19 protein-coding genes are annotated in these 21,498 nt (G+C 71.9%); 10 read left to right on the forward strand and 9 right to left on the reverse strand.

Annotation, left to right across the window (positions count from 1 at the left end; all coding sequences use genetic code 11):
* Positions 1-304: 304 nt before the first annotated feature.
* The 3 genes from ACU6WZ_RS13490 to ACU6WZ_RS13500 all read left to right on the forward strand — a co-directional run bounded on the left by ACU6WZ_RS13490 (position 305) and on the right by ACU6WZ_RS13500 (position 2,518).
* Positions 305-967: a response regulator gene (locus ACU6WZ_RS13490; protein ID WP_447033605.1), complete on the forward strand. Its 663-nt coding sequence runs from the start codon at positions 305-307 to the stop codon at positions 965-967.
* Positions 968-1,072: 105 nt separating this feature from the next.
* Complete coding sequence (locus tag ACU6WZ_RS13495; RefSeq protein WP_447033607.1) at positions 1,073-1,489, forward strand: pyridoxamine 5'-phosphate oxidase family protein; 417 nt, start codon at positions 1,073-1,075, stop codon at positions 1,487-1,489.
* Positions 1,490-1,504: 15 nt separating this feature from the next.
* Entirely contained in the window at positions 1,505-2,518 is a 1,014-nt protein-coding gene (locus ACU6WZ_RS13500) for a phosphotransferase (protein WP_447033608.1), read from the forward strand.
* A gap of 104 nt (positions 2,519-2,622) precedes the next feature.
* Here the strand turns inward: ACU6WZ_RS13500 and ACU6WZ_RS13505 are convergent, their stop codons facing one another.
* Positions 2,623-4,311: a protein kinase domain-containing protein gene (locus tag ACU6WZ_RS13505; protein ID WP_447033610.1), complete on the reverse strand. Its 1,689-nt coding sequence runs from the start codon at positions 4,309-4,311 to the stop codon at positions 2,623-2,625.
* Positions 4,312-4,666: 355 nt separating this feature from the next.
* Between ACU6WZ_RS13505 and ACU6WZ_RS13510 the strand changes: the two genes are divergently transcribed.
* Positions 4,667-6,316, forward strand: coding sequence for a protein kinase domain-containing protein (locus ACU6WZ_RS13510; RefSeq protein ID WP_447033612.1), 1,650 nt, complete (start codon positions 4,667-4,669; stop codon positions 6,314-6,316).
* Between the two features lie 298 nt (positions 6,317-6,614).
* On the opposite strand, the gene ACU6WZ_RS13515 is transcribed toward ACU6WZ_RS13510, so the two are convergent.
* The gene (locus ACU6WZ_RS13515; protein ID WP_447033613.1) at positions 6,615-6,869 is read right to left on the reverse strand and encodes a hypothetical protein; all 255 of its coding nucleotides are present in this window, start codon (positions 6,867-6,869) and stop codon (positions 6,615-6,617) included.
* Positions 6,870-7,083: 214 nt separating this feature from the next.
* Here ACU6WZ_RS13515 and ACU6WZ_RS13520 point away from each other — a divergent pair, with 214 nt between their 5' ends.
* From ACU6WZ_RS13520 to ACU6WZ_RS13540, 5 genes are all read left to right on the forward strand, one after another.
* Positions 7,084-7,263 (forward strand): hypothetical protein, encoded by a 180-nt coding sequence (locus ACU6WZ_RS13520; protein ID WP_447033614.1) that lies wholly within the window; start codon positions 7,084-7,086, stop codon positions 7,261-7,263.
* A gap of 84 nt (positions 7,264-7,347) precedes the next feature.
* Entirely contained in the window at positions 7,348-8,070 is a 723-nt protein-coding gene (locus ACU6WZ_RS13525; RefSeq protein WP_447033616.1) for a PadR family transcriptional regulator, read from the forward strand.
* 44 nt (positions 8,071-8,114) lie between these two features.
* A complete protein-coding gene (locus tag ACU6WZ_RS13530) occupies positions 8,115-8,876 on the forward strand; it encodes an ABC transporter ATP-binding protein (protein ID WP_447033617.1) in 762 nt (253 codons plus the stop codon).
* Positions 8,873-11,737, forward strand: a complete 2,865-nt coding sequence (locus ACU6WZ_RS13535) for an FtsX-like permease family protein (protein WP_447033618.1) — start codon at positions 8,873-8,875, stop codon at positions 11,735-11,737. The genes ACU6WZ_RS13530 and ACU6WZ_RS13535 overlap by 4 nt, the downstream gene beginning before the upstream one ends.
* 99 nt (positions 11,738-11,836) lie before the next feature.
* On the forward strand, positions 11,837-12,385 hold the full coding sequence (locus tag ACU6WZ_RS13540; RefSeq protein WP_447033619.1) for a bacterial proteasome activator family protein: 549 nt from the start codon (positions 11,837-11,839) through the stop codon (positions 12,383-12,385).
* Positions 12,386-12,487: 102 nt separating this feature from the next.
* Here ACU6WZ_RS13540 and ACU6WZ_RS13545 read toward each other — a convergent pair whose 3' ends face one another.
* From ACU6WZ_RS13545 to pdhA, 7 genes are all read right to left on the reverse strand, one after another.
* Positions 12,488-13,468 (reverse strand): NAD(P)H-quinone oxidoreductase, encoded by a 981-nt coding sequence (locus ACU6WZ_RS13545; RefSeq protein ID WP_447033620.1) that lies wholly within the window; start codon positions 13,466-13,468, stop codon positions 12,488-12,490.
* Between the two features lie 99 nt (positions 13,469-13,567).
* The gene (locus tag ACU6WZ_RS13550) at positions 13,568-14,638 is read right to left on the reverse strand and encodes a potassium channel family protein (RefSeq protein ID WP_447034022.1); all 1,071 of its coding nucleotides are present in this window, start codon (positions 14,636-14,638) and stop codon (positions 13,568-13,570) included.
* Positions 14,639-14,658: 20 nt separating this feature from the next.
* Positions 14,659-16,101: a molybdopterin molybdotransferase MoeA gene (locus ACU6WZ_RS13555; RefSeq protein ID WP_447033622.1), complete on the reverse strand. Its 1,443-nt coding sequence runs from the start codon at positions 16,099-16,101 to the stop codon at positions 14,659-14,661.
* Positions 16,041-16,964, reverse strand: coding sequence for an NTP transferase domain-containing protein (locus tag ACU6WZ_RS13560; RefSeq protein ID WP_447034024.1), 924 nt, complete (start codon positions 16,962-16,964; stop codon positions 16,041-16,043). Before ACU6WZ_RS13560 ends, ACU6WZ_RS13555 begins: the two co-directional genes overlap by 61 nt.
* Positions 16,965-17,204: 240 nt before the next feature.
* Complete coding sequence (locus tag ACU6WZ_RS13565; protein WP_447033624.1) at positions 17,205-18,557, reverse strand: dihydrolipoamide acetyltransferase family protein; 1,353 nt, start codon at positions 18,555-18,557, stop codon at positions 17,205-17,207.
* Positions 18,557-19,588, reverse strand: a complete 1,032-nt coding sequence (locus ACU6WZ_RS13570; RefSeq protein ID WP_447033626.1) for an alpha-ketoacid dehydrogenase subunit beta — start codon at positions 19,586-19,588, stop codon at positions 18,557-18,559. The genes ACU6WZ_RS13565 and ACU6WZ_RS13570 overlap by 1 nt, the downstream gene beginning before the upstream one ends.
* Complete coding sequence (gene pdhA / locus ACU6WZ_RS13575) at positions 19,585-20,733, reverse strand: pyruvate dehydrogenase (acetyl-transferring) E1 component subunit alpha (RefSeq protein WP_447033628.1); 1,149 nt, start codon at positions 20,731-20,733, stop codon at positions 19,585-19,587. Before pdhA ends, ACU6WZ_RS13570 begins: the two co-directional genes overlap by 4 nt.
* Positions 20,734-20,908: 175 nt before the next feature.
* Between pdhA and ACU6WZ_RS13580 the strand changes: the two genes are divergently transcribed.
* On the forward strand, positions 20,909-21,430 hold the full coding sequence (locus ACU6WZ_RS13580; RefSeq protein WP_447033630.1) for an Lrp/AsnC family transcriptional regulator: 522 nt from the start codon (positions 20,909-20,911) through the stop codon (positions 21,428-21,430).
* Positions 21,431-21,498 lie beyond the last annotated feature (68 nt).

A 21,498-nucleotide genomic window follows, 5' to 3' on the forward strand; every position in this document is an offset into this window, starting at 1 on the left:
GTCCGGCCCCCGGGGTCTGCCGGTGGCCAGTGCGGCTCACCTGCTTGCGACCTCGTGCACGGGGTGGGTGCGACTTGGCCGGAACAGGTGTGACAGGTGCCCCGGCGAACGCCCTGCCAAAGGCACGTTACCCAGTGTGCCGCACAACTGCGAAACCCCATTTGACCTGCGATTTTGCTTGGATTTCCAAGTAAATCGAAGAATGCGGGAACAACCACTGGTCACAGCCTTGCAGGCCGCCGGAACAACGGCACGTTATACCGGCTGCCCACGACACGGGAAGGGTTTGTGTGAGGATGACGGCGTGCGCGAAAATGGAAAAATCACTGTATTTCTTGTTGACGACCACGAGGTAGTGCGTCGCGGAGTGCACGAATTGCTCTCCGTGGAGGACGACATCGAGGTGGTCGGCGAGGCCGGCACGGCTGCGGACGCCCTGGTCAGGATCATTGCGACGCGTCCGGACGTGGCCGTACTCGATGTACGGCTGCCCGACGGCAGCGGCGTCGAGGTGTGCCGCGAAGTCCGTTCGCGAAACGAGGACATCAAATGCCTGATGCTGACCTCTTTCGCCGACGACGAGGCCCTCTTCGACGCGATCATGGCCGGTGCGTCCGGTTATGTACTGAAGGCGATCCGGGGCAATGAACTGCTGGGCGCCGTGCGCGACGTGGCGGCGGGCAAGTCGCTGCTCGACCCCGTGGCGACCGCGCGGGTCCTGGAACGACTGCGCTCGGGCAACCGCGACGAGGGCGACAGCCGGCTCGCGAACCTCACCGAGCGGGAACGCAAGATCCTCGACCTGATCGGCGAGGGCCTGACCAACCGGGTCATCGGCGAGCGGCTGCACCTCGCCGAGAAGACCATCAAGAACTACGTGTCCAGCCTGCTCTCCAAGCTGGGAATGGAACGCCGCTCCCAGGCGGCGGCGTACGTCGCGCGCAAACAGGCGGAGGAGCGGCGCTAGCGGGCGAGCGGGCTTCGAGGGCGGCGGATCGCGGGTTACTGGCTGCGTTGCGAGCTGGGGGGTCGGGACTTCGCGGCCTCCCGCCGCTGGCGGACAGTGGAGGCCATGTCTTCCGAGGAACCGCGCGCCATCGAACTGCTGTGCCGCGTCCGCTGCGGCCGGGTCGCCATGAGCATGCAGGCCCTGCCCTTCCTGGCCATCGCCCGGCACGTCGTCGCGGACGGACACGTGCTGCTGCGCATGCACTCCGGCTACAACCACCACCAGGCGTGCAACGGCAGCGTGGTCGCCTACGGCGCGGACAACCTCAACTCCGGCGACAGCGCGCTGTGGTCGGTCCAGTTCACCGGCACGGCCGAGATCTTCGAACCGTCCGCCGCCGAACCGGAACTCTTCGGCCCCGGACCGCTCTTCGCCGACGGTGAGCCCTTCGATCCCGTCCACATGCGCATCGAACCGCAGTTCGTGACCGCGCACACCCTCACCCGCACCCCACAGCGACAGAACGAGCACGCACGGTGATTTAACATGTGACGAGTGGCCCGCTCATCTGTACACGCTCCCCTGCCGCCCGTGGACACCCTGCTGCGCCGCTACCGCGGCCCCGGTGAGCCGCTGGCCTGCGAACCCGTGACCCAGGGGCTGCTCAACCGCGGCTACCGCCTCGTCACCACCCGCGGCCACTACTTCCTCAAGCACCACCTCGACGGCGACAGCTACACCATCGGGCGCCAGCACCGCGCCACCCGACACCTCCAGGCGCTCGGTGTCCCCGTGGCCCCGCCCGTCGAAAGCGCCGAGGGCGCCACGGTCACCGTCATCGGCGGCCACTGCTACGCCCTGCACCCGTGGATCGAGGGCCGCCACCGGGACGGCGCACAGCTCACGACGGCGGAGTCCCGGCGGCTGGGCGCGCTCCTGGGGCTCGTACACACCTGTCTGGACCGGGTGATGGAAGAGGCTGCCCGGCGCAGCCACGACTGCGCGGACCCCGCCGACACCCACGCGCTGATCGACGAGCTGCTGACCCTGGCGCGCGGGCGGCGGCCCCGGGACACCTTCGACGTACTGGCCGAGCACCGCCTCGTGGAGCGGCGCGCGCTGCTGGAGCGGCACGCCCACCGGCGGCCCCCGCCGGTCGCCGAGCCCGCCACCGGGTGGGTGCACGGCGACTTCCACCCGCTGAACCTGCTATACCGGGGCGCCGAACCGGCCGCGATCGTCGACTGGGACCGGCTCGCGGTGCAGCCGCGCGCGGAGGAGGCGGTACGGGCCGCCGCGATCTTCTTCGTACGGCCGACCGGGCAGCTGGAGCTGGCGAAGGTACGGCCCTACGCGGCGGCGTACCGGCGCGCGGCCGGCGCAGGGGCGGACGAGCTGGCGGCGGCGGTGCACCGGGTGTGGTGGGAGCGCCTGAACGACTTCTGGATACTGCGCTGGCGCTACCAGCGGGACGACCGCAGGGCCGACCCGCAGTTTCCTGCGGCGTCGGCCCTGGTGGTGTGGTGGACGCGGGAGTACGAGGCGGTGCGCGAGGCGTTCACGGGGTGAGTTCACCTGGTGAGTCCACGGGGTGAGGATTTCGCTGGGCCGGCTCGCTGTCAGCGGGCCCTGGCCGCACGTGAGTGCGAAGGTGCGGGAGGGGGCTCGCCGGGTCAGCCGGTGGTGCCGCCGTCCGTGGTGGCGCCCTCAAGGGTGCCACCACCGGTCTCCGTGCCGCCCGCGTCGGTGCCGCCCGCGTCCGTACCGCCGGCGTCGGTGCCCCCCGCGTCCGTACCGCCCGCGTCCTCGCCGGGGTCTCCGGTCGTGCCCCCGTCCTCCGTGCCGCCGGCGTCCGTGCCGCCGTCGGTGGTCGTGCCGCCGTCCGTTGTCGTACCGCCGTCAGTCGTCGTGCCCGAGTCGCTCTCGTCAGGCGTCGACGGCGGGGCGCTGGGCGGGTTCGACGGCGGGTTGCTCGGCGGGTTCGACGGGATGCTGGACGGGGTCCAGCCCGGCTGCTGGCCGCCGCCGGTGGACGAGCCGCCGGGGTCGGCGTCGGGCGGGGTCTCGTCGTCCGAGGGCTTCTTCGGGTCCTTCTCCTGCGACTTGCTCGGGGGAGTGTTCGAGACCGTCGGGGTTTCCTTCCCCTTTTCGTCGTTCGTCGCGGGGTCGCCCGCCCGTTCCATGGCGAAGGCGACACCGCCCGCGATCGCGATGACCGCCAGCACCGCGAAGATCCACATCTTGCCGCGGCCGCCCCTGCCGCCGCCGTTCCCGCCGTCGTACGCCCCGTCGTGCGGGTTCATCGGCGGCAGCATCGCGCCGCCCGCCTTCATCTGCGACGTGTCGCCGTGGCTCTGGTGGCCCATCGCGGTGGTCGGGTAGGTGCCGCCGACGGGGGTGTGGCCGGCCTCGTGCATCTCCACGGGGCCGGTGTTCCACGTGCCGGTGTGGCTGCCCTGCTCCTGGAGCATCGACAGGCCGTACTGGATGAGCCCGCGCATCTCCTCGGCGCTCTGGAACCGGTCGTCCGGGTCCTTGGCGAGGGAACGCATGACGAGCCCGTCGAGCTCGGGCGGCGCCACGTCCGACATCTCGGACGGCGGTACGGGGATGTCCTGCACGTGCTGGTAGACCACCGACAGCGGTGTCTCGCCGGTGAACGGGGGCCGCTGCGCCAGCAGTTCGTACAGCAGACAGCCGGTGGCGTACAGGTCGCTGCGGTGGTCGACGGCCTTGCCCAGCGCCTGCTCGGGGGAGAGGTACTGGGGCGTGCCCATGACCATGCCGGTCTGCGTCATCGTCGACTGCACGCCGTGCAGGGCGCGGGCGATGCCGAAGTCCATGACCTTGACGGCGCCGCTGTGCGTGATGATCACGTTAGCGGGCTTGATGTCGCGGTGCACGATGCCGTGCTGGTGGCTGTAAGCGAGTGCTTCGAGCACGCCGGAGACGATGATCATCGCCTGCTCGGGGCCCGGGGCCTCGGCGTGCTGGAGCAGCTCGCGGATCGTGCGGCCCTCGACGAGCTCCATCACGATGTAGGGGACGACGCTCGGGCCGACCTGGTCCTCACCGGAGTCGTACACCGCGACCACCGCGTGGTGGTTCAGGCCGGCGACCGACTGTGCCTCACGCGTGAACCGGGCCTTGGAGACCGGGTCCTCCGCGAGGTCGGAGCGCAGCAGCTTCACGGCGACGGTACGGCCGAGCCGGACGTCCTCGGCTGCGAAGACCTCCGCCATGCCGCCACGGCCGAGGCGGTAGGTCAGCCGGTACCGGCCATCGCCGACCAATCCGCCCATTCCCCACGATTCCGGGGCGTCCGGCACTCCGCCGTCGTTTCCCTCGGGTTCGGGTGACATCAGTCCTCGCCGTCGTTTCTGTCCGCGTCGCGTCCGCGGTCGTCCTCATGGGCTTCAAGGTGCGCGCCCCGGAATGCGGGCCGCACCGTGCTCCGCCACGTCACGCTACAGCCTCCGCGCAACGCCTCGGTCCGGGATGGACCGGCCATCAAACCTGTTGCCGCTGCACCCATGCAAATTCCGGACGCGCGCCCTGCCCGCGTCCCGCCCGCACGCCGTCCACACCCCGCCCGCGCTGTAACGCTTGCGCGACGCTTCTTGCGCGTACGGTCACGGAACGGGCACCGCGCTTGACGTGTCAGTGCCCTCGGGCAGACTTGCCCCGTAGTTCTTGCGCTGAGGGGGATGCACAGTCATGAGTCAGGACGGCGGACAGGGCCGCTACGCGGGCGGCTCGGTCGCGGGCGGGCGGTACCAGCTGCGCGACCTGCTCGGTGAGGGCGGCATGGCGTCCGTATACCTCGCGTACGACTCGGCGCTCGACCGCCAGGTGGCCATCAAGACGCTGCACACGGAGCTGGGGCGCGAGCAGTCGTTCCGCGAACGGTTCCGGCGCGAGGCGCAGGCGGTCGCGAAGCTCTCCCACACCAACATCGTCTCGGTCTTCGACACCGGCGAGGACGCACTGGACGGCGCGCTGATGCCGTACATCGTCATGGAGTACGTCGAGGGGCAGCCGCTCGGCTCCGTGCTCGCCGCCGACATCGCGCAGCACGGCGCCATGCCCGCCGACAAGGCGCTGAAGATCACGTCCGATGTGCTGGCGGCGCTGGAGACCAGTCACGAGATGGGCCTGGTCCACCGCGACATCAAGCCCGGCAACGTGATGATGAACAAGCGGGGCGTCGTCAAGGTCATGGACTTCGGCATCGCCCGTGCCATGCAGTCCGGCGTCACGTCGATGACCCAGACCGGCATGGTGGTCGGTACGCCGCAGTACCTGTCCCCGGAGCAGGCGCTGGGGCGCGCGGTGGACGCGCGCTCCGACCTCTACTCCGTCGGCATCATGCTGTTCCAGCTGGTCACCGGCCGACTGCCGTTCGACGCCGACTCGCCGCTCGCCATCGCGTACGCCCATGTGCAGGAGGAGCCGGTCGCTCCTTCGTCGATCAATCGCTCGATTCCGCCGGGCATCGACGCCCTGATCGCACGGGCGCTGAAGAAAAACCCGAACGAGCGCTTCCCAAGCGCCGCCGCGATGCGCGACGAGTGCGAGCGGGTGTCCGGGAGCGGCCGGACGGGCGCCGCACCGGTGATCATCGGTGGCGGTCCCGCGCAGAGCGGGGCGGGCGTCGGTGCGGCCGTCTTCCCGCCGGTCGAGCAGAGCGGCCACCCGCACAGCGGCAACGTCCAAACGCCGTACCAGCCGGGGCCGTACGCCCCGCACACTCCTCCGCCCGCGCACGGATCACCCTCGCACGGGTACGGCTATCCGACCCCGGCGCCGATGCACGCGCCCACCCCGCCGCCGTACACGATGTCGCCCCAGGGCCGGCCGCCCCACGCTCCGGGGCCGTCCGGCGGCGGCAGCGGTAACGGGAACGGCGTGAACATGCCCGTGGTCGTGGGGGCGATCGCGGTGGTGCTGCTCGCGATCGGCGGCCTGATCACGGTGCTCTCCCTCAAGGAGGACCCCACGACCGTGACCGGCGGAGATCCGGACCCCACGCAGAGCGAGCAGAGCGGACAGAGCGGGGTGACGGCCGAGCCTGGCTACAAGGGCCCGGACCGCTCCCGGACGATGAAGACGACCGAATGCTCTCCTGGCAAGGAATCGTTCAGCGATCCCTCCAAGGTGGTTGTCCCGGACTTCGTCTACAAGGACATCCGCTCCGTGAAGCTGTGCCTCCAGGCTGCCAACTGGAAGATCAAGGAAACCAAGGTCGACAACCCCACCTGGGGCGAGGATCTCGTAATCAACCAGTTCCCGAAGAAGGACGCCGACATCGATCCGGAAGGCTTCACGATCGAACTCGAGGTCTCCACCGGCAACCCGCCTTCGTAGGAGGCGGCAGCAGGCCGAGAGAGTCGGTTTTCCGCGAAAGGGGTCCGGCGCGCGTGTCGCGCGCCGGACCCCTTTCGTGTGACCTGGCGTGCCGGAAATGTGGTGGCATGTGACGCTGAGTCTGCTATCGAGTCCGATGCATCGGCGGGCTGACGTATTTCGGGTACGGGAGGCGGAGACCCATGGCTGTGCGGTTCGCGGCGCGGGGACCGGCCGGGGCGAGGGTGGCCGGGACGGTGGCGGCCGGGGTAATGGCCGCCGGGGTGCTGACCCTGCCGCTCTCCGGGGCGTACGCCGATCAGCCGACACCGCGACCCAGCGCGTCCGCGTCGGACACGGCCAGGCCCGGGGAGCGTACGCCGGATGCGCCGGCCCGACCCGCGGTGTCCGCAGTGCCGCCGACCAAGTCGCTGGCCGGGCGGCCCGCCGGGGAGGGGCGTACGCGGCCGGGGAGGCCGCCGGACGAGAGCGCGGCCCCCAGCGGGAGTGTGTCGGCCCCGGCGAAGGCGACGCCGGGCAGGAGCGCGAGGCCCTCGGGCAGTGCCCGGGTCACAGGCAGCCCCTCGGCTTCGGCCTCCGCGTCGGACTCCGCTTCGGCTTCGGCTTCGACGACCGGCTCTGCTTCGAAGAGCGCGTCACCCGACCCTCGTAGGTCCTCGGCGCCCTGGCCTACGGACCCCGACGGTCATGAGGAGACGCCGGAGTGGGAGGAGCCGTGGGACGAGTCGTGGGACGAGTCGTGGGACGAGTCGTGGGAGCAGCAGCCCTTGGACAAGCCCCCGGTCCTGCCCCCCGACGGCCCTCCGCCTGCGGACGCCCGCGGCTCGTCCGAGCAGATCGCCGAACAGCCCGCAGCCCTGGGTATCCACGTGCTGCCCCTGGGCGTGGGCCTCGCCCTGGTCGGGCTCGGGACGGGGTTCCTGGCCCTGCGGCTGCGGCGCGGCTGACCGCAGGTCCGTCTTGAGACGGACGTCCGACATCCCTCTCAAGACGGTTGGCCCGACGCAACATACTCGGTATACATACTCGGTATGTCGATCCGTCACGGACTGCTCGCCCTCCTTGAGCACGGCCCTCGCTACGGCTCCCAGCTGCGCACCGAGTTCGAGGCGCGCACGGGCGCGACCTGGCCTTTGAACATCGGCCAGGTCTATACGACGCTGGCCCGCCTGGAACGCGACGGCTTGGTCGCGCAGGACGGCGACGACGAGGCGGGCCATGTGCTGTACGCCGTCACGGAGGCGGGGCGCGCCGAGCTGAGGAACTGGTTCGAACGCCCTGTCGACCGCGCGAGCCCGCCCCGCGACGAGCTGGCCATCAAGCTCGCCATGGCTGTCGGCGCCCCCGGAGTCGACATCCGGGCGGTCATCCAGGCGCAGCGTCACGCGACGCTCAAGGCCATGCAGGACTACACGCGTCTCAAGGCCCGGGCGCTGGTCGCCGTGGAAAGCGTAGGGAGCGGAGAGAGCGCAGGGAGCGCAGAGAGCGACCGGGGGCGGGACGACATCGCCTGGTTGCTCGTACTGGAACAGCTGATCTTCCGGACCGAGGCCGAGGCGCGGTGGCTCGACCACTGCGAGTCGCGGCTCGCCCGGCTCTCCGCGACGGCCGCGCGCACCGGCATCAGCGCGCACACCAGCGCCACCTCGCAGCCCAGCACCGCCTCGCAGACCAGCACCGCCCCGCGCACCGCCGCCACCTCACCTACCGCACCTGCCACGCGTACCGCGTCTGGCGGGGGCACGGCGCCGTAGGGCCGCCACACCACCTTCCAACTCACCTCAGGGGGACCTTTTTCATGCCCGGATCCACGACCGAACAGGCGCCACAGGCCCAGCAGCCCGTGCTTCAGCTCGACCGGCTGACCCGTGTCCACGGCAGCGGCGCCACCGAAGTGCACGCCCTGCGGGGCGTCAATCTCTCCGTCTTCCCCGGCGAACTCGTCGCCGTCATGGGCCCGTCGGGCTCCGGCAAATCCACGCTGCTCACCATCGCGGGCGGCCTCGACAGCCCCACCTCGGGGCGCGTCGTCGTCGAAGGTACGGATATCACCACCGCGAGCCGCAAGGGACTCGCGACCCTGCGCCGCCGCAGCATCGGCTACGTCTTCCAGGACTACAACCTCATCCCCGCCCTGACCGCCGCCGAGAACGTCGCCCTGCCCCGCGAGCTGGACGGCGTATCCGCCCGCAAGGCCCGGGTCTCCGCCGTCGCCGCGCTCGACGAGATGGGCCTCGGCGACCTCGCCGACCGTTTCCCCGACGAGATGTCCGGCGGCCAGCAGCAGCGCGTCGCCATCGCCCGCGCCCTGGTGGGCGACCGGCGCCTCGTCCTCGCCGACGAGCCGACCGGCGCCCTGGACTCCGAGACCGGCGAGTCCGTCCTCGCCCTGTTGCGCGCCCGCTGTGACGCCGGCGCGGCCGGCATCCTCGTCACCCACGAGCCGCGCTTCGCGGCCTGGGCTGACCGGGTCGTCTTCCTGCGGGACGGCTCCGTCGTCGACGAGACCGTCCGCAGCCAGGCCGACTCGCTGCTCTCCGGGCAGGCGGCCGCACAGTGAACCGCTGGTACCACTCATGGGTGGCCGCGGTGCGTATCGCCCGCCGCGACGCCTGGCGCTTCAAGGGCCGCAGCTCCCTCGTACTGGCCATGATCGCGCTGCCGATCCTCGGCGTGAGCGCCGCCGATCTGACCGTACGCAGCGCCGAGCTCTCCACCGAGCAGAAGATGCAGCGCCGACTCGGCGCGGCCGACGCCCGGATGAGCGACCCCGGCATGGGCGGCGAGCCGATCTACCAGTCGCCCGACGCCACCAACAACGCCCCGGTGAAGGAACCCGAGGGCGAAGCGTGGCCCGCCGGCCCCGGTGACATCCGGGCCGCGTTCCCGGCCGGCGCGAAGACGGTCAAGGATGCGAACGGCAACGCCAAGCTCCGCACCGCACACGGCCTCCTCAACAGCGGCATCCATGAGCTGGACACGAACGACCCGCTGGCCGCCGGGCTGCTGACTCTCAACCAGGGCCGTTTCCCCGGCAAGGCCGGTGAGATCGCGGCGACCACTCACTTCCTGGAGTCCGGCGGGTTGAAGGTCGGCTCGGTGGTCACCGCCCGTGGTCTCGCCACCGAGTTCCGCATCGTCGGCTCCTACGAGCTCCCCGACGCGCTGAAGTCCGACGAAGTCCTCGCCCCGCCCGGCGCGTTCCTCGCCCCGCTCGACAAGGCGCTGAAGGCCGACGGCCTGCCCGGCACGGGGACGAGCAGCTCCTACCTCGTCTCGGTCGGGGGCGACTCGGTGGGGGGCGTCTCGGTCGGGGGCGACGGTTTCACGTGGAACATGGTCAAGAAGGCCAACGCGGCGGGCATCGTGGTCGTTTCACGCGCTGTGGCCCTCGCCCCGCCGGCGGACTCCGAGGTGCCGCTCTTCCAGCACAAGGAATGGTTCAACTACGAGGAGAGCGCGGCCTCCAAGGCGGCGACGCTCGCCGTCGCGGGTACCGTCGTCGGCCTGGCCATCCTGGAGATCTGCCTGCTGGCCGGTCCCGCCTTCGCGGTCGGCGCCCGCCGCTCGCGCCGCCAGCTCGGCCTGGTCGGCGCCAACGGCGGCGACCGCCGCCACATCCGCGCCATCGTGCTCGCCGGCGGCCTGGTCATCGGCGCCGCCGCTGCGGTCGTCGGCACGCTGCTCGGCCTGCTGCTGACCTTCGCGCTGCGGCCCGTGCTGGAGGACTACCTGGGCAAGCGGTTCGGCAGCTTCGACATTCGCCCGCTGGAACTGCTCGGCATCGCCCTTGTGGCCGTTCTCACCGGCCTTCTCGCCGCCATCGTCCCCGCGATCACCTCGTCCCGGCAGACGGTGCTGGCGTCGCTGACCGGCCGCCGCGGCGTCCGCCGCTCCAGCCGCGTCCTGCCCGTCGTCGGCCTGACCGCCGCCGGACTGGGCGTTGCGATCACTCTGTACGGGGCGACCGCCACCGACAGCGTCACCGTGGTCGCGGGCGGCAGCGCCCTCGCCGAGCTGGGCATCGTCGCGCTCACCCCAGCCCTGGTCGGCCTCTTCGGCAAGCTGGGCGGCCGGCTTCCGCTGTCGCCGCGCCTGGCGCTGCGTGACGCCGTGCGCAACCGGGGCCGTACGGCCCCTGCCGTCGCCGCCGTGCTGGCGGCCGTCGCGGGCACGGTCGCCGTGGCGACGTTCGCCACCAGCCAGGACGTACAGCAGCGGGCCGAATACCGGGCACAGCTGCCGCACGGCGCCATGAAGGTGATGATCAGTGAGGACGGCGGCCGGGACGTCCCGGCCGTCCGCGCGGCCGTGCAGAAGCACATGCCCGTCGACGTGCGCGCCGATGTGGCCCGGATCGTCGTGGGCAGGCCCGCCTGTGAACCGTACGCCGACGCCAAGGGCTGCGGGCGGTATGAAGTCGACGTACCCGCGAAGAACCGGTGCCCCCTGTGGTCCGAGAGTGAAAGCGACCCGTTCACGCCGGGCGAGCGACGCAGGCTGGCGAAGGACTGGCGCTGCCAGGAGGAGAGCCAGTACGCGGAGTACGACGTTCTGGTCGCCGACGAGAAGCTGCTGTCGGTTCTCGCGATCGACGACCCGGCCGCCGCCGACGCTCTCAGGAACGGCAAGGCCGTCTCGTTCGACCGGCGCCAGGTCGAGAAGGGGCGGGTCGGCATCAAGCTGATCACCGATACCGAGAAGGCGGACGCGCTCGTGGCCGAGGGCAAGGAAGCGCCGGGCACGATCAAGTCGTTCCCCGCCCACCAGGCCCCCGAGGGCGTCGCGTCGTACGGAGTGCACCTCGTCCTGCCCGTGCAGGCGGCGAAGGACGCGGGTGTCACCGCTGTCCCGTTCGGCGCCTTCTTCTCCACCGACCGGCTGCCCAGCGGCCCGCAGCAGCAGAAACTCGACGCGGCCCTCGACGCCCTGGGCACCGAAGACGGCCTGTACGTCGAACGTGGCTACACCAGCGACAGCGGCATCGTCCTGCTGGCGCTGACCATCTTCGCCGGGCTCGTCACCATCGGCGCGGCCGGGATCGCCACGGGCCTCGCGCAGACCGACGCCGAACCCGACCTGAAGACGCTCGCGGCGGTCGGCGCACCCCCACGCGTGCGCCGGACGCTGAGCGGTTTCCAGTGCGGGGTGGTCGCCGCGATGGGTGTGGTGCTCGGCTCGGCGGCGGGCGTGCTGCCGGCGATCGGCCTGCGGCTCACGGAGGAACGCCAGCAGCTGAAGTGGTACGAGGAGGCCCTGGCGCAGGGCATGGGGTCCATGAGCGACGCACCGTACGTCCCGATCGTCATCCCCTGGGGGACGCTCGCGGCGCTGCTGGTCGCCGTACCGCTGGGTGCTGCGCTCCTCGCGGCCCTCGTCACCCGTTCCGAGACCGCGGTGGCGCGGCGGGCGGCGGGCTGAGGCATCGGGCCGGGCTGTTCTCGGGCCCCCGTGCAGGGTGGATCAACCCCGCACGGGGGCACACCGTGGAGTGAGGCAGCCGTACGAGAGAATGGCTGTATGGAGATGCCGAGGAGTGAACGGTCGCAGGAGAGCCCCCAGGTCCTGGTGGTGGGACAGGACGGGATGGCTCTCAGCGGCGGTGACGACGAGTCGCGCGAGGTGCCAGTGACGGAGATGGTCGAACAGCCGGCAAAGGTCATGCGGATCGGAAGCATGATCAAGCAGCTCCTGGAGGAAGTGCGGGCGGCTCCTCTCGACGAGGCGAGCCGGGTACGCCTGAAGAACATTCACGCCAGCTCGGTCAAGGAGCTGGAGGACGGCCTCGCCCCCGAGCTGGTCGAGGAGTTGGAGCGGCTCTCGCTGCCGTTCACCGACGAGGCCATTCCGTCCGAGGCGGAACTGCGCATCGCGCAGGCCCAGTTGGTCGGATGGCTCGAAGGTCTATTCCACGGCATCCAGACGGCGCTCTTCGCCCAGCAGATGGCGGCACGGGCGCAGTTGGAGCAGATGCGCCGGGCACTTCCGCCGGGCGCGAGCCACGACGGCGACGACAGCGCCCACGACGACGGGGGCCACGGGCCGGTACGCTCGGGTCCGTACCTCTAGAGACTGATGAGCGAGCAGAGGCCCGCACCGCCGGACCGGATCCGGCGGTGCGGGCCTCTGGCGTACGTACGCCCAGGGCCGCGGGGCTGCAGGGCGCTGCGGTCAGCCCATGGCCAGCAGGATCTTGCCGACGTGGTCCCCCGCGTCCAGCTCCCGGTGGGCCTGCGCCGCCTGGGCCATCGGCAGCACGCGGTCCACCACGGGACGTACCCGGCCGGTTGCGATCAGCGGCCAGACGTGGTCGCGCACGGCCGCGACGATCGCCGCCTTCTCGCCGAGCGGGCGCCCCCGCAGGGAGGTGGCCGTGATCGCGGCCCGCTTCTTCAGCAGCGCGCTCAGGTTGATCTCGCCCTTCACGCCCCCCTGGAGACCGATGATGGCGAGCCGGCCGTTGACGGCCAGCGCCTTCACGTTCCGGTCCAGGTACTTCGCGCCGATGATGTCGAGGACGACATCGGCTCCGGCGCCGTCGGTGGCCTTGCGCAGTTCCTGTACGAAGTCCTGCTCGCGGTAGTCGATGAGGATGTCGGCGCCCAGCTCCGCGCAGCGCGCCAGCTTCTCCGGGCCACCCGCGGTGACGGCGACGCGCGCGCCGACGGCCTTCGCGAGCTGGATCGCCATGGTGCCGATGCCGCTCGCCCCGCCGTGCACCAGCAGCGTCTCAGTGGGCCGCAGGTGGGCGATCATGAAGACGTTCGACCAGACCGTCGAGGCCACCTCGGGCAGGGAAGCCGCCGTGACCAGGTCCATGCCGTCGGGCACGGGCAGCAGCTGTCCGGCCGGTACCGCCACCTTCTCGGCGTATCCGCCGCCGCTGAGCAGCGCGCACACCTCGTCACCGACGGACCAGCCGGACACGCCGGGACCCAGCGCGGCGACGCGGCCGGAGCACTCAAGGCCGGGGTAGGGGGACGAGCCGGGCGGAGGGTCGTAGAAGCCCTGGCGCTGCAGCAGGTCGGCGCGGTTGACGGCGCTCGCCGCGACCTCGACGAGGACCTCACCCTCGCCGGGTACGGGATCGGGGACCTCGGCCCATACGAGCGCCTCGGGGCCACCGGGTTCAGGGATTGTGATCGCATGCATGGCCGCGAGGCTACTCCGCACCGGGCCGTATCCGCATAACCGCGTACCCGCTTACCCCCCGCCCGCGCACGCGCGCACCCGACAGCGGGGCGCGGTGAGCTACTTGGGCGTCACCCGCGTCTCGCCCGCGCTGGTGGCACTGGGAGACACCCGCACGATGGTGATCACACGATCGGTGAGCTGGAGTGGGCTGGCCGCCGGGTCGTCGTAACCGAGCAGCCGGTGCCCGCGCAGGACGCTGACCACCAGGTCGTCGGTCTCCCGGACGCCCCGCCCCACTTCGGCCTTTATGACCGGCCGCTCGATGAGGTCAAGGCCACTGCCCTGCTGGATCAGATCCTCCATCACCGTGCCCGCGCTGGGGCTGAGGACGGACAGGCCCAGCAGGCGGCCGGCCGCGCTGGCGCTGGTGATGACCGCGTCGGCGCCCGACTGGCGCAGCAGCGGCGCGTTCTCCTCCTCGCGGACCGCTGCGACGATTTTCGCTCCCCGGTTCAGCTGACGCGCGGTGAGGGTGACCAGGACCGCCGTGTCGTCGCGCTGGGTGGAGATGACGATCTGGCGGGCCTTCTGGACCTCCGCGCGCAGCAGCACATCGCTGCGGGTCGCGTCACCGAGTACGCCCGTGAACCCGTCGGCGTTCGCGGCCTCGATGACCTTGGCGCTCGGGTCCACGACCACGATCTGCTCTTTCCTGAGCCCGGTGACGGCCAGGGTCTGGATCGCGGAACGGCCCTTGGTGCCGAACCCGATGATGACGGTGTGGTCGCGCAACTGGGCCCTCCAGCGTTTCAGCCGCCACTCCTCCCGGGACCTCACGGTGAGGACCTCAAGAGTGGTGCCGACCAGGATGATCAGAAAGAGCACGCGCAGCGGTGTCACCAGCAGGATGTTGACGAGCCTAGCGCTGTCGCTGTACGGCACGATGTCGCCGTAACCGGTGGTGGAGAGCGTCACGGTGGCGTAGTACGCGGCATCGAGGAAGTCGAGGCCGTCGTCGGAGTTGTCGTGGTAGCCGGCGCGGTCGGCGTAGACGATGAACACGGTCGTCACCAGGACCATCAACGCCATCAACAGCCGCTTGCCGACCTGGCGCAGGGGGCGGTCGACGATGCGGCGCGGCAACTTGATCCGGGCGGTGACAAGGCGCTCGTCGGCGTGCCTGGCCATGGCGTCTTGGCCGGGGAGTTTCACGTGAAACGTCCTTCTGTCCAGGGCAGGTCGAGGATTTCCAGCAGCTCACCGGCTCGGGCGCCGCCGGGCGGGACGACGGCCAGACCATCGGCGGCCGCGATGCCCCGGAGCATGGCCGGGCCGGCGTAATGCAGCGGCACGGCGTGCTCGGCGCCGGTCCTGGCTGTACCGCCGGTCCTGGCCGTACCGCTGGCCCTGGCCGTACCGCTGGCCCTGTCCCCGGCGCGACGGACGACGGGGACGAGGCGGGTGTCGTGCGGGTGGCCGTTCACGTCGTCGCGTACGGGCGACAGGCACAGGTCGGGGACCTGCCGCTGGGCGCGGGCGGCGAGCAACGGCTCGGCGAGCGTCAGCAACCCGGACACGGCCGCCAGGGGATTGCCGGGCAGGCCCACGAGGTGTCGGCCCCGGGTGAGCCGGGCCAGCAGCATCGGGTGGCCGGGCCGCACCGCGACGCCGTCCACGAGCAGCTCGGCGCCCGCCTTGCGCAGGATCGGATGCACATGGTCGACGGGGCCGGCCGCCGTGCCGCCCGTGGTGACGACGAGGTCGGCCTCGGAGTCGGTGACGGCCTGGTGCAGGGCGTCGGCGTCGTCGCCGAGGCGGCGGGTGGCGAGTACGTCGGCGCCGAGGGCACTCAGCCAGGGGGCGAGGAGCGGTCCGAGGGCGTCGCGCACCATCCCGTCCTGGGGCAGGCCCTCACTCAGCAACTCGTCTCCCAGGACGAGCACTTCGACCCGCGGCCGCGGCGCGACGAGCAGTGCGTCGTAACCGGCGGCCGCGGCGAGGCCGACGACGGCAGGGGTTACCAGCGTGCCCGCCGGAAGCAGCCGGTCGCCGGTGCGGCACTCCTGGCCGCGCGGCCGGATGTCCTGCCCATGGACGACCTCGCGCAGGGCGTGCAGCCGCCCCCTGGGCCCCTCGCAGCGGGCGTGCTCACTGCGGATCACGGCGGTGGCGTCGGCCGGGATGCGGGCGCCGGTGGCGATGCGTACGGCCGCCCCGTCGGCCAGTGCGGCGGGCGTGATGTGCCCGGCGAGCACGTGGCCGCCTTCTTCGACGTTCCAGGGGCCGGGGCCGGCGACCGCCCAGCCGTCCATGGCTGAGGTGTCGAAGGGCGGCAGATCGGTGAGCGCCTTGAGGGGTTCGGCGACTACCTGACCGACGGCCTGACCGAGCGTCACCCGCACGGGGCGCGAGGGGGCGACGCCACCGGCCCGGGCGGCCAGGGCGCGGGCCTCCGCCCAGGGAGAGGCGCCGGTGCGAGCCGGGGTCGCGGGGGCGTCGGCGCCCGGCTCGGGCCGCGCATTGGCCAGCGCGAGCGCCTCGTCCAGGTCGTCGTCGCCCACGTCCGCATCCGCATCACGGTTGCCGCTGGTCACTCCGGGCCGTCTTCCCTGGCGCCGCCACCTGGCGTCGCCTCTTCCTCCTGCGCCCAACGGGCGGCGAGCGCCACGGCCTTGCGGGCCGCCTCGGCAACGGCCCCCGGCCCGTCCCCGCCCGCCTTGGCCGCGGCGTAACCGACCAGGAAGGTGGTGAGAGGGGCGGCGGGCCGGGCGACACCGTGCGCGGCGTCACGCGCGAGGTCGAGGAGGACATCGGTGTCGACATCGAGCTCGATGCCGAGTTCGTCCTTGACTGCGGTCATCCATTCATCCAGCACGTGCCCATGCTCCCTGATCCGTGCCCGGGCCGTGGCGATGTCTTCCCAGGTGTCGCAGTCGAAGGAGTCGAAGGAGTCGAGCGAGCCGAGCGGTCCGTGCGCCCCGTGCGCCCCGTGCGCCCCCTCGACGGGGAGGCGCGTCAGGGCGAGTTCACGCGTCAGTGCCCGGAGCGGCAGCCCGGTGAGGCTGCCGTGCTCGGCGGTGAGGAGCGCGAGTTGACGGCGCAGCGGCTCGCTGCGGTAGGCGGCGACGAGCGGCTGATCACGGCCGTCCGCGTCGACGAGCAGCGCGGCTTCCCGCCCGCTCTGCGCGAGCGCGTCGAGCAGCCCCGCGATCGTGGCGCCGCCAATGAACGGCAGGTCGGCCGAGAGGACGAGCACGGTAACGGCGTCGGTACACCGCACCCCGGCGCCGAGCGCGGCCACCGGCCCGCCACCGGCCGGTTCCTCCAGCGCCCACTCGACGGGCCGCACGGTCGCCCGGCGGCCACCGACGACCACGGTCGTTCCGGCACCGCGGCAGACGCCCAGCACCCGTTCGAGCAGTGTCCGTCCGCCGACGCGCACGCCGGGCTTGTCCGCCCCGCCGAGCCGCCTCGCGGCGCCGCCGGCCAGCACGATGGCGTCGTACGGGGTCACGGTCATGCCCCGAGTATGCGCGGTGCGGCTCCCCGCACGGCGGGCAGCCCACGCGCCGGGGTCTCCCTGCGGGTGTTCGCCCAGCAGACCACTCCCCCTGCCCGGCGAAATCCCGCCCGTCCGCGGGTTCGAGGACAACGCTTGGAGGGCGTTCGGGGTCCGGGGCTCGCCCCGGTTCGGGAACGGGCGGGTAGGGAAGCAGGGGCCCTCGGGGCGCCCCGAGGGCCCCTGCCCCGCTCCCTACAGCGAGCGCAGCAGCGTCGTCGGGCGCTCCACACAGTCCGCGACGTAGCGCAGGAATCCGCCCGCCGTGCCGCCGTCGCAGACCCGGTGGTCGAACGTCAGAGAGAGCTGCACGACCTTGCGGACCGCAAGCTCACCCTCGTGCACCCACGGCTTCGGCACGATGCGGCCGACCCCGAGCATCGCCGCCTCCGGGTAGTTGATGATCGGCGTGGAGCCGTCGACGCCGAACACCCCGTAGTTGTTCAGGGTGAAGGTGCCCCCGGTCAGATCCGCCGGGGTCAGCGACCCGTTCCGCCCCGCCTCCGTCAGGCGCGCGAGCTCCGCGCTCAGCTCATCCACCGTGCGGGCGTGCGCGTCCCGTACGACGGGGACGACCAACCCGCGCTCCGTCTGCGCGGCGAACCCGAGGTGCACGCCGGACAGCCGCACGATTTCGCGGGACGCGGTGTCCACGGTGGAGTTCAGTTCCGGGAACCGGGCCAGAGCGGCCGTACAGATCCTGGCGAGGAGCGCCAGTACCGAGACCGACGGCCCGGACGACTGATTCATCGACGCACGCGCCGCCATGAGTTCGGTCGCGTCCGCGTCCACCCAGCAGGTGGCTTCCGGGATTTCACGCCGGCTGCGGGACAGCTTGTCAGCGACCGCGCCCCGCACCCCGCGCAGTGCGATGCGTTCGCCGACGGCCGCTGATGCCGCCGAAGGAACCGGCGTCGGCGCCGATGTGCGTGCCGGCTCGGCGCCACCGATCGCGCCCTGTACGTCCGAGCGCAGAATCAGCCCGTCCGGACCCGACCCGCGCAGCTCCCGCAGATCCAGCCCGTTCTCCCGGGCCAGCCTCCGCACCAGCGGCGAGATCACCGGCACGGGCCCGGCGGACGGCGCCGCAGTGACAACAGGAACCGCGGTCGCAAAAGGAACCGCGGCCGCGGAAGGGGCCGCAACCGCCGCAGAAGCCGGCCGGACCCGGCGCCGCCGGGCCACCGCCGCCCCCGTGCCGTACCCGACCAGTACGTTCCCCGAGGACTCCGCCTCGGCGGTGTCGGCAGGCGCGGCGGTGGCGGCCACCGCCGCCGCGTCCGCCGCCGCGCCGGCCGCCACCGTCAGCAGCACCGCTCCGACCGGCAGCTCGGTGCCCTCCTCGCCGAAGCGGGCGGTCACCACACCCCCGTACGGGCACGGCACCTCCACCATCGCCTTGGCCGTCTCGACCTCGACCACCGGCTGGTCGACGGCGACGACGTCGCCCACCGCCACGAGCCAGCGCACGATCTCCGCCTCGGTCAGCCCCTCGCCGAGGTCCGGCAGCTTGAATTCCAGACTGGCCATCTCAAAATCGTGTGGCATCAGCTGCCGTCCTCCCACTGGAGCCGGGCAACCGCGTCGAGGACCCGGTCGACACCCGGCAGATGGTGCCGCTCGAGCATCGGCGGCGGGTAGGGGATGTCCAGCCCGGCCACCCGCAGCACCGGAGCCTCCAGATGGTGGAAGCACCGCTCGGTGACCCTGGCGGCGATCTCCCCGCCGGGCCCGCCGAAGCCGGTCGACTCGTGGACGACCACCGCCCGGCCGGTGCGCCGTACCGAAGCGGCCACCGTCTCGTCGTCGAACGGCACCAGCGAGCGCAGGTCGACGACCTCCAGGTCCCAGCCCTCCGCCTCGGCCGCCTCCGCCGCCTCCATGCACACCGGCACGGACGGCCCGTAGGTGATGAGGGTCGCGCTGCGCCCGGAGCGCCGTACGACCGCACGCCCGATCGGCTCCACGGCGGCCGGCGCGTCCGGCGACCAGGCCGCCTTCGACCAGTAGAGCCGCTTCGGCTCCAGGAAGACCACCGGGTCGTCGGAGGCGATCGCCGCCCGCATCAGCCCGTACGCGTCCTCGACCGTCGCCGGCGTGACGACATGGAGCCCCGGAGTCGCCATGTAGTACGCCTCGGACGAATCGCTGTGGTGCTCGACCCCGCCGATGCCGCCGCCGTACGGCACCCGGATCACCATCGGCATCGGCATCGCGCCGCGCGTGCGGTTGCGCATCCGCGCGACATGGCTGATGAGCTGCTCGAACGCCGGATAGGCGAAGGCGTCGAACTGCATCTCGACTACGGGCCGCAGCCCGTACATCGCCATGCCTACGGCCGTCCCCAGGATTCCCGCCTCCGCGAGCGGGGTGTCCGTGCACCGGTCCTCGCCGAACTCCTTGACGAGCCCGTCGGTGACCCGGAAGACGCCACCGAGCGCCCCGACGTCCTCGCCCATCACATGGACCGACGGGTCCTCGGCCATCGCGTCGCGCAGCGCGCGCCCCAGGGCCTGCGCCATCGTCGCGGGCTTCGCGGCCACAGCGGCCACCGCGGCCGTCGCCGGCGCGGTGCTCATCGCCCGTCCTCCGCATCCAGCTCGGCCCGCAGCATGGCTTCCTGCTCCCTCAGTTGCGAGGTCTTCTCGGCGTAGACGTGCGTGAAGAGTTCCATCGGGTCCAGCACCGGGTCCGCGTTCATCCGCTCCCGCAGCCGGGCCGCCATCGTCTCGGCGGCCTCCCGCGCCTCCCGTATCCCGTCCTCGTCGAGGATCGCCCGCTCGGTGAGCTCGCGCTCCAACAGCCGCACCGGGTCGTGTGCGCGCCAGGCCTCGACCTCGGCGTCGCCCCGGTAGCGGGTCGCGTCGTCGGCGTTCGTGTGGGCTTCGATGCGGTACGTGACGGCCTCGACCAGCGTCGGGCCGCCACCCCGGCGGGCGCGCTCCACCGCCTCGGTGAGCACCTCGTGCACGGCGGCGGCGTCGTTTCCGTCGACGAGCCGGCCCGGCATCCCGTACCCCACGGCCTTGTGCGCCAGGGACGGGGCGGCCGTCTGCTTGGCGAGCGGCACGGAGATCGCGAAGCCGTTGTTCTGCACGAAGAAGACGACCGGCGCCTGCCAGACGGCCGCGAAGTTCAGCGCCTCGTGGAAGTCGCCCTCGCTGGTCCCGCCGTCGCCGACCATCGCGAGCGCGACCACGTCGTCGCCCTTCAGTCGGGCGGCGTGCGCCAGGCCCACCGCGTGGGGCAGCTGGGTGGCGAGGGGGGTGCACAAAGGCGCGATGCGGTGCTCACGCGGGTCGTAACCGGTGTGCCAGTCGCCCCGGAGCAGCGTCAGCGCCCGCACGGGATCCAGCCCGCGGACCACGGCGGCCAGGGTGTCCCGGTAGCTCGGGAAGAGCCAGTCCCGCTCCTGCAGGACCAGGGCGGCCGCGACCTCACAGGCCTCCTGCCCGGTGCTGGAGGGGTACACGGCGAGTCTGCCCTGCTTGGTGAGGGCGGTGGCTTGCGCGTTGTACCTGCGGCCACGGACCAGTTCCGCGTACAGCCGGCGCATGAGGGCGGCGTCGAGCCGGTCCGCTGCGTCCGTGCCGAGCACGCGGTACGGCTCGCTGTCGGGCAGCAGCGGTGCGGGGTCCGTGCGGGGCTTCCAGGCGGGCGGCGGGGTGGGCCGGTAGTCGGCGGCACCGGGCAGCTCCTGGACTGCCGTCATGCTCTTCTTCATCGCGTGCACCTCCTCGTGGGAGCGGTCAGGGGGCACAGAGGGATGTGGTGTGCCTCACCTACCGATTGTTCGGTCGTGGACGCAATTTGGCTACAGGCACCTCCAGCCTGTGGACAAACGGTTCTCCACAGCTTGGGATAGAGGCAGGTCGTCCATCGCAGGGAGGCGGGGGGACATGGCAGCTGAACAAATGGCCGATGCGGGAGCGGGCCCTCCGGCGCGGCCGCTGGACGCCGTCGACCGCGACATCCTGCGGATGCTCCAGACGGACGGCCGGGCGTCGATACGTTCCGTGGCCGAGCGCGTGCATGTCTCGCGGGCCAACGCGTACGCGCGCATCAACCGGCTCATCGACGACGGCGTGATCCGCGGCTTCAGCGCCCGGGTGGACCACGAACGCGCGGGGCAGGGCGCGTCGGCGTACATCACGCTCAAGATCGTGCAGAACTCGTGGCGCACGGTCCGTGAACGTCTGCAGGAGCTGCCGGGCGCGGCGCACATCGCGCTGGTCAGCGGGGACTTCGACGTACTGCTGCTGGTGCACACGGCGGACAACAGGGCGCTGCGCGAGCTGGTACTGACGAAGATCCAGTCGATACCGGAGGTACTCAGCACACGCACCCTGCTGGTCTTCGAGGAAACGGACCTGGACTCCCCGCAGCCACCTCAGCCGCCCCAGGCCGCGCGGGAGCCCTGATGCGGCCCCCAGGGCCGGGGAGACCCCGCTAGAGCCCCCCTGGGATGCCTTGGAGGGCTAGAAGCCCC

The sequence above is a fragment of the Streptomyces hypolithicus genome (assembly GCF_052934925.1).

What these genes read in the sequence shown, in the direction of transcription:
- ACU6WZ_RS13565 (WP_447033624.1), bottom strand. Translation starts at nt 18,557, where the DNA reads ATGCCACACGATTTTGAGATGGCCAGTCTGGAATTCAAGCTGCCGGAC.
- ACU6WZ_RS13540 (WP_447033619.1), top strand. Translation starts at nt 11,837, where the DNA reads ATGGAGATGCCGAGGAGTGAACGGTCGCAGGAGAGCCCCCAGGTCCTG.
- ACU6WZ_RS13580 (WP_447033630.1), top strand. Translation starts at nt 20,909, where the DNA reads ATGGCAGCTGAACAAATGGCCGATGCGGGAGCGGGCCCTCCGGCGCGG.
- ACU6WZ_RS13510 (WP_447033612.1), top strand. Translation starts at nt 4,667, where the DNA reads ATGAGTCAGGACGGCGGACAGGGCCGCTACGCGGGCGGCTCGGTCGCG.
- ACU6WZ_RS13570 (WP_447033626.1), bottom strand. Translation starts at nt 19,588, where the DNA reads ATGAGCACCGCGCCGGCGACGGCCGCGGTGGCCGCTGTGGCCGCGAAG.
- ACU6WZ_RS13545 (WP_447033620.1), bottom strand. Translation starts at nt 13,468, where the DNA reads ATGCATGCGATCACAATCCCTGAACCCGGTGGCCCCGAGGCGCTCGTA.
- pdhA (WP_447033628.1), bottom strand. Translation starts at nt 20,733, where the DNA reads ATGAAGAAGAGCATGACGGCAGTCCAGGAGCTGCCCGGTGCCGCCGAC.
- ACU6WZ_RS13495 (WP_447033607.1), top strand. Translation starts at nt 1,073, where the DNA reads ATGTCTTCCGAGGAACCGCGCGCCATCGAACTGCTGTGCCGCGTCCGC.
- ACU6WZ_RS13530 (WP_447033617.1), top strand. Translation starts at nt 8,115, where the DNA reads ATGCCCGGATCCACGACCGAACAGGCGCCACAGGCCCAGCAGCCCGTG.
- ACU6WZ_RS13550 (WP_447034022.1), bottom strand. Translation starts at nt 14,638, where the DNA reads ATGGCCAGGCACGCCGACGAGCGCCTTGTCACCGCCCGGATCAAGTTG.
- ACU6WZ_RS13525 (WP_447033616.1), top strand. Translation starts at nt 7,348, where the DNA reads ATGTCGATCCGTCACGGACTGCTCGCCCTCCTTGAGCACGGCCCTCGC.
- ACU6WZ_RS13505 (WP_447033610.1), bottom strand. Translation starts at nt 4,311, where the DNA reads ATGTCACCCGAACCCGAGGGAAACGACGGCGGAGTGCCGGACGCCCCG.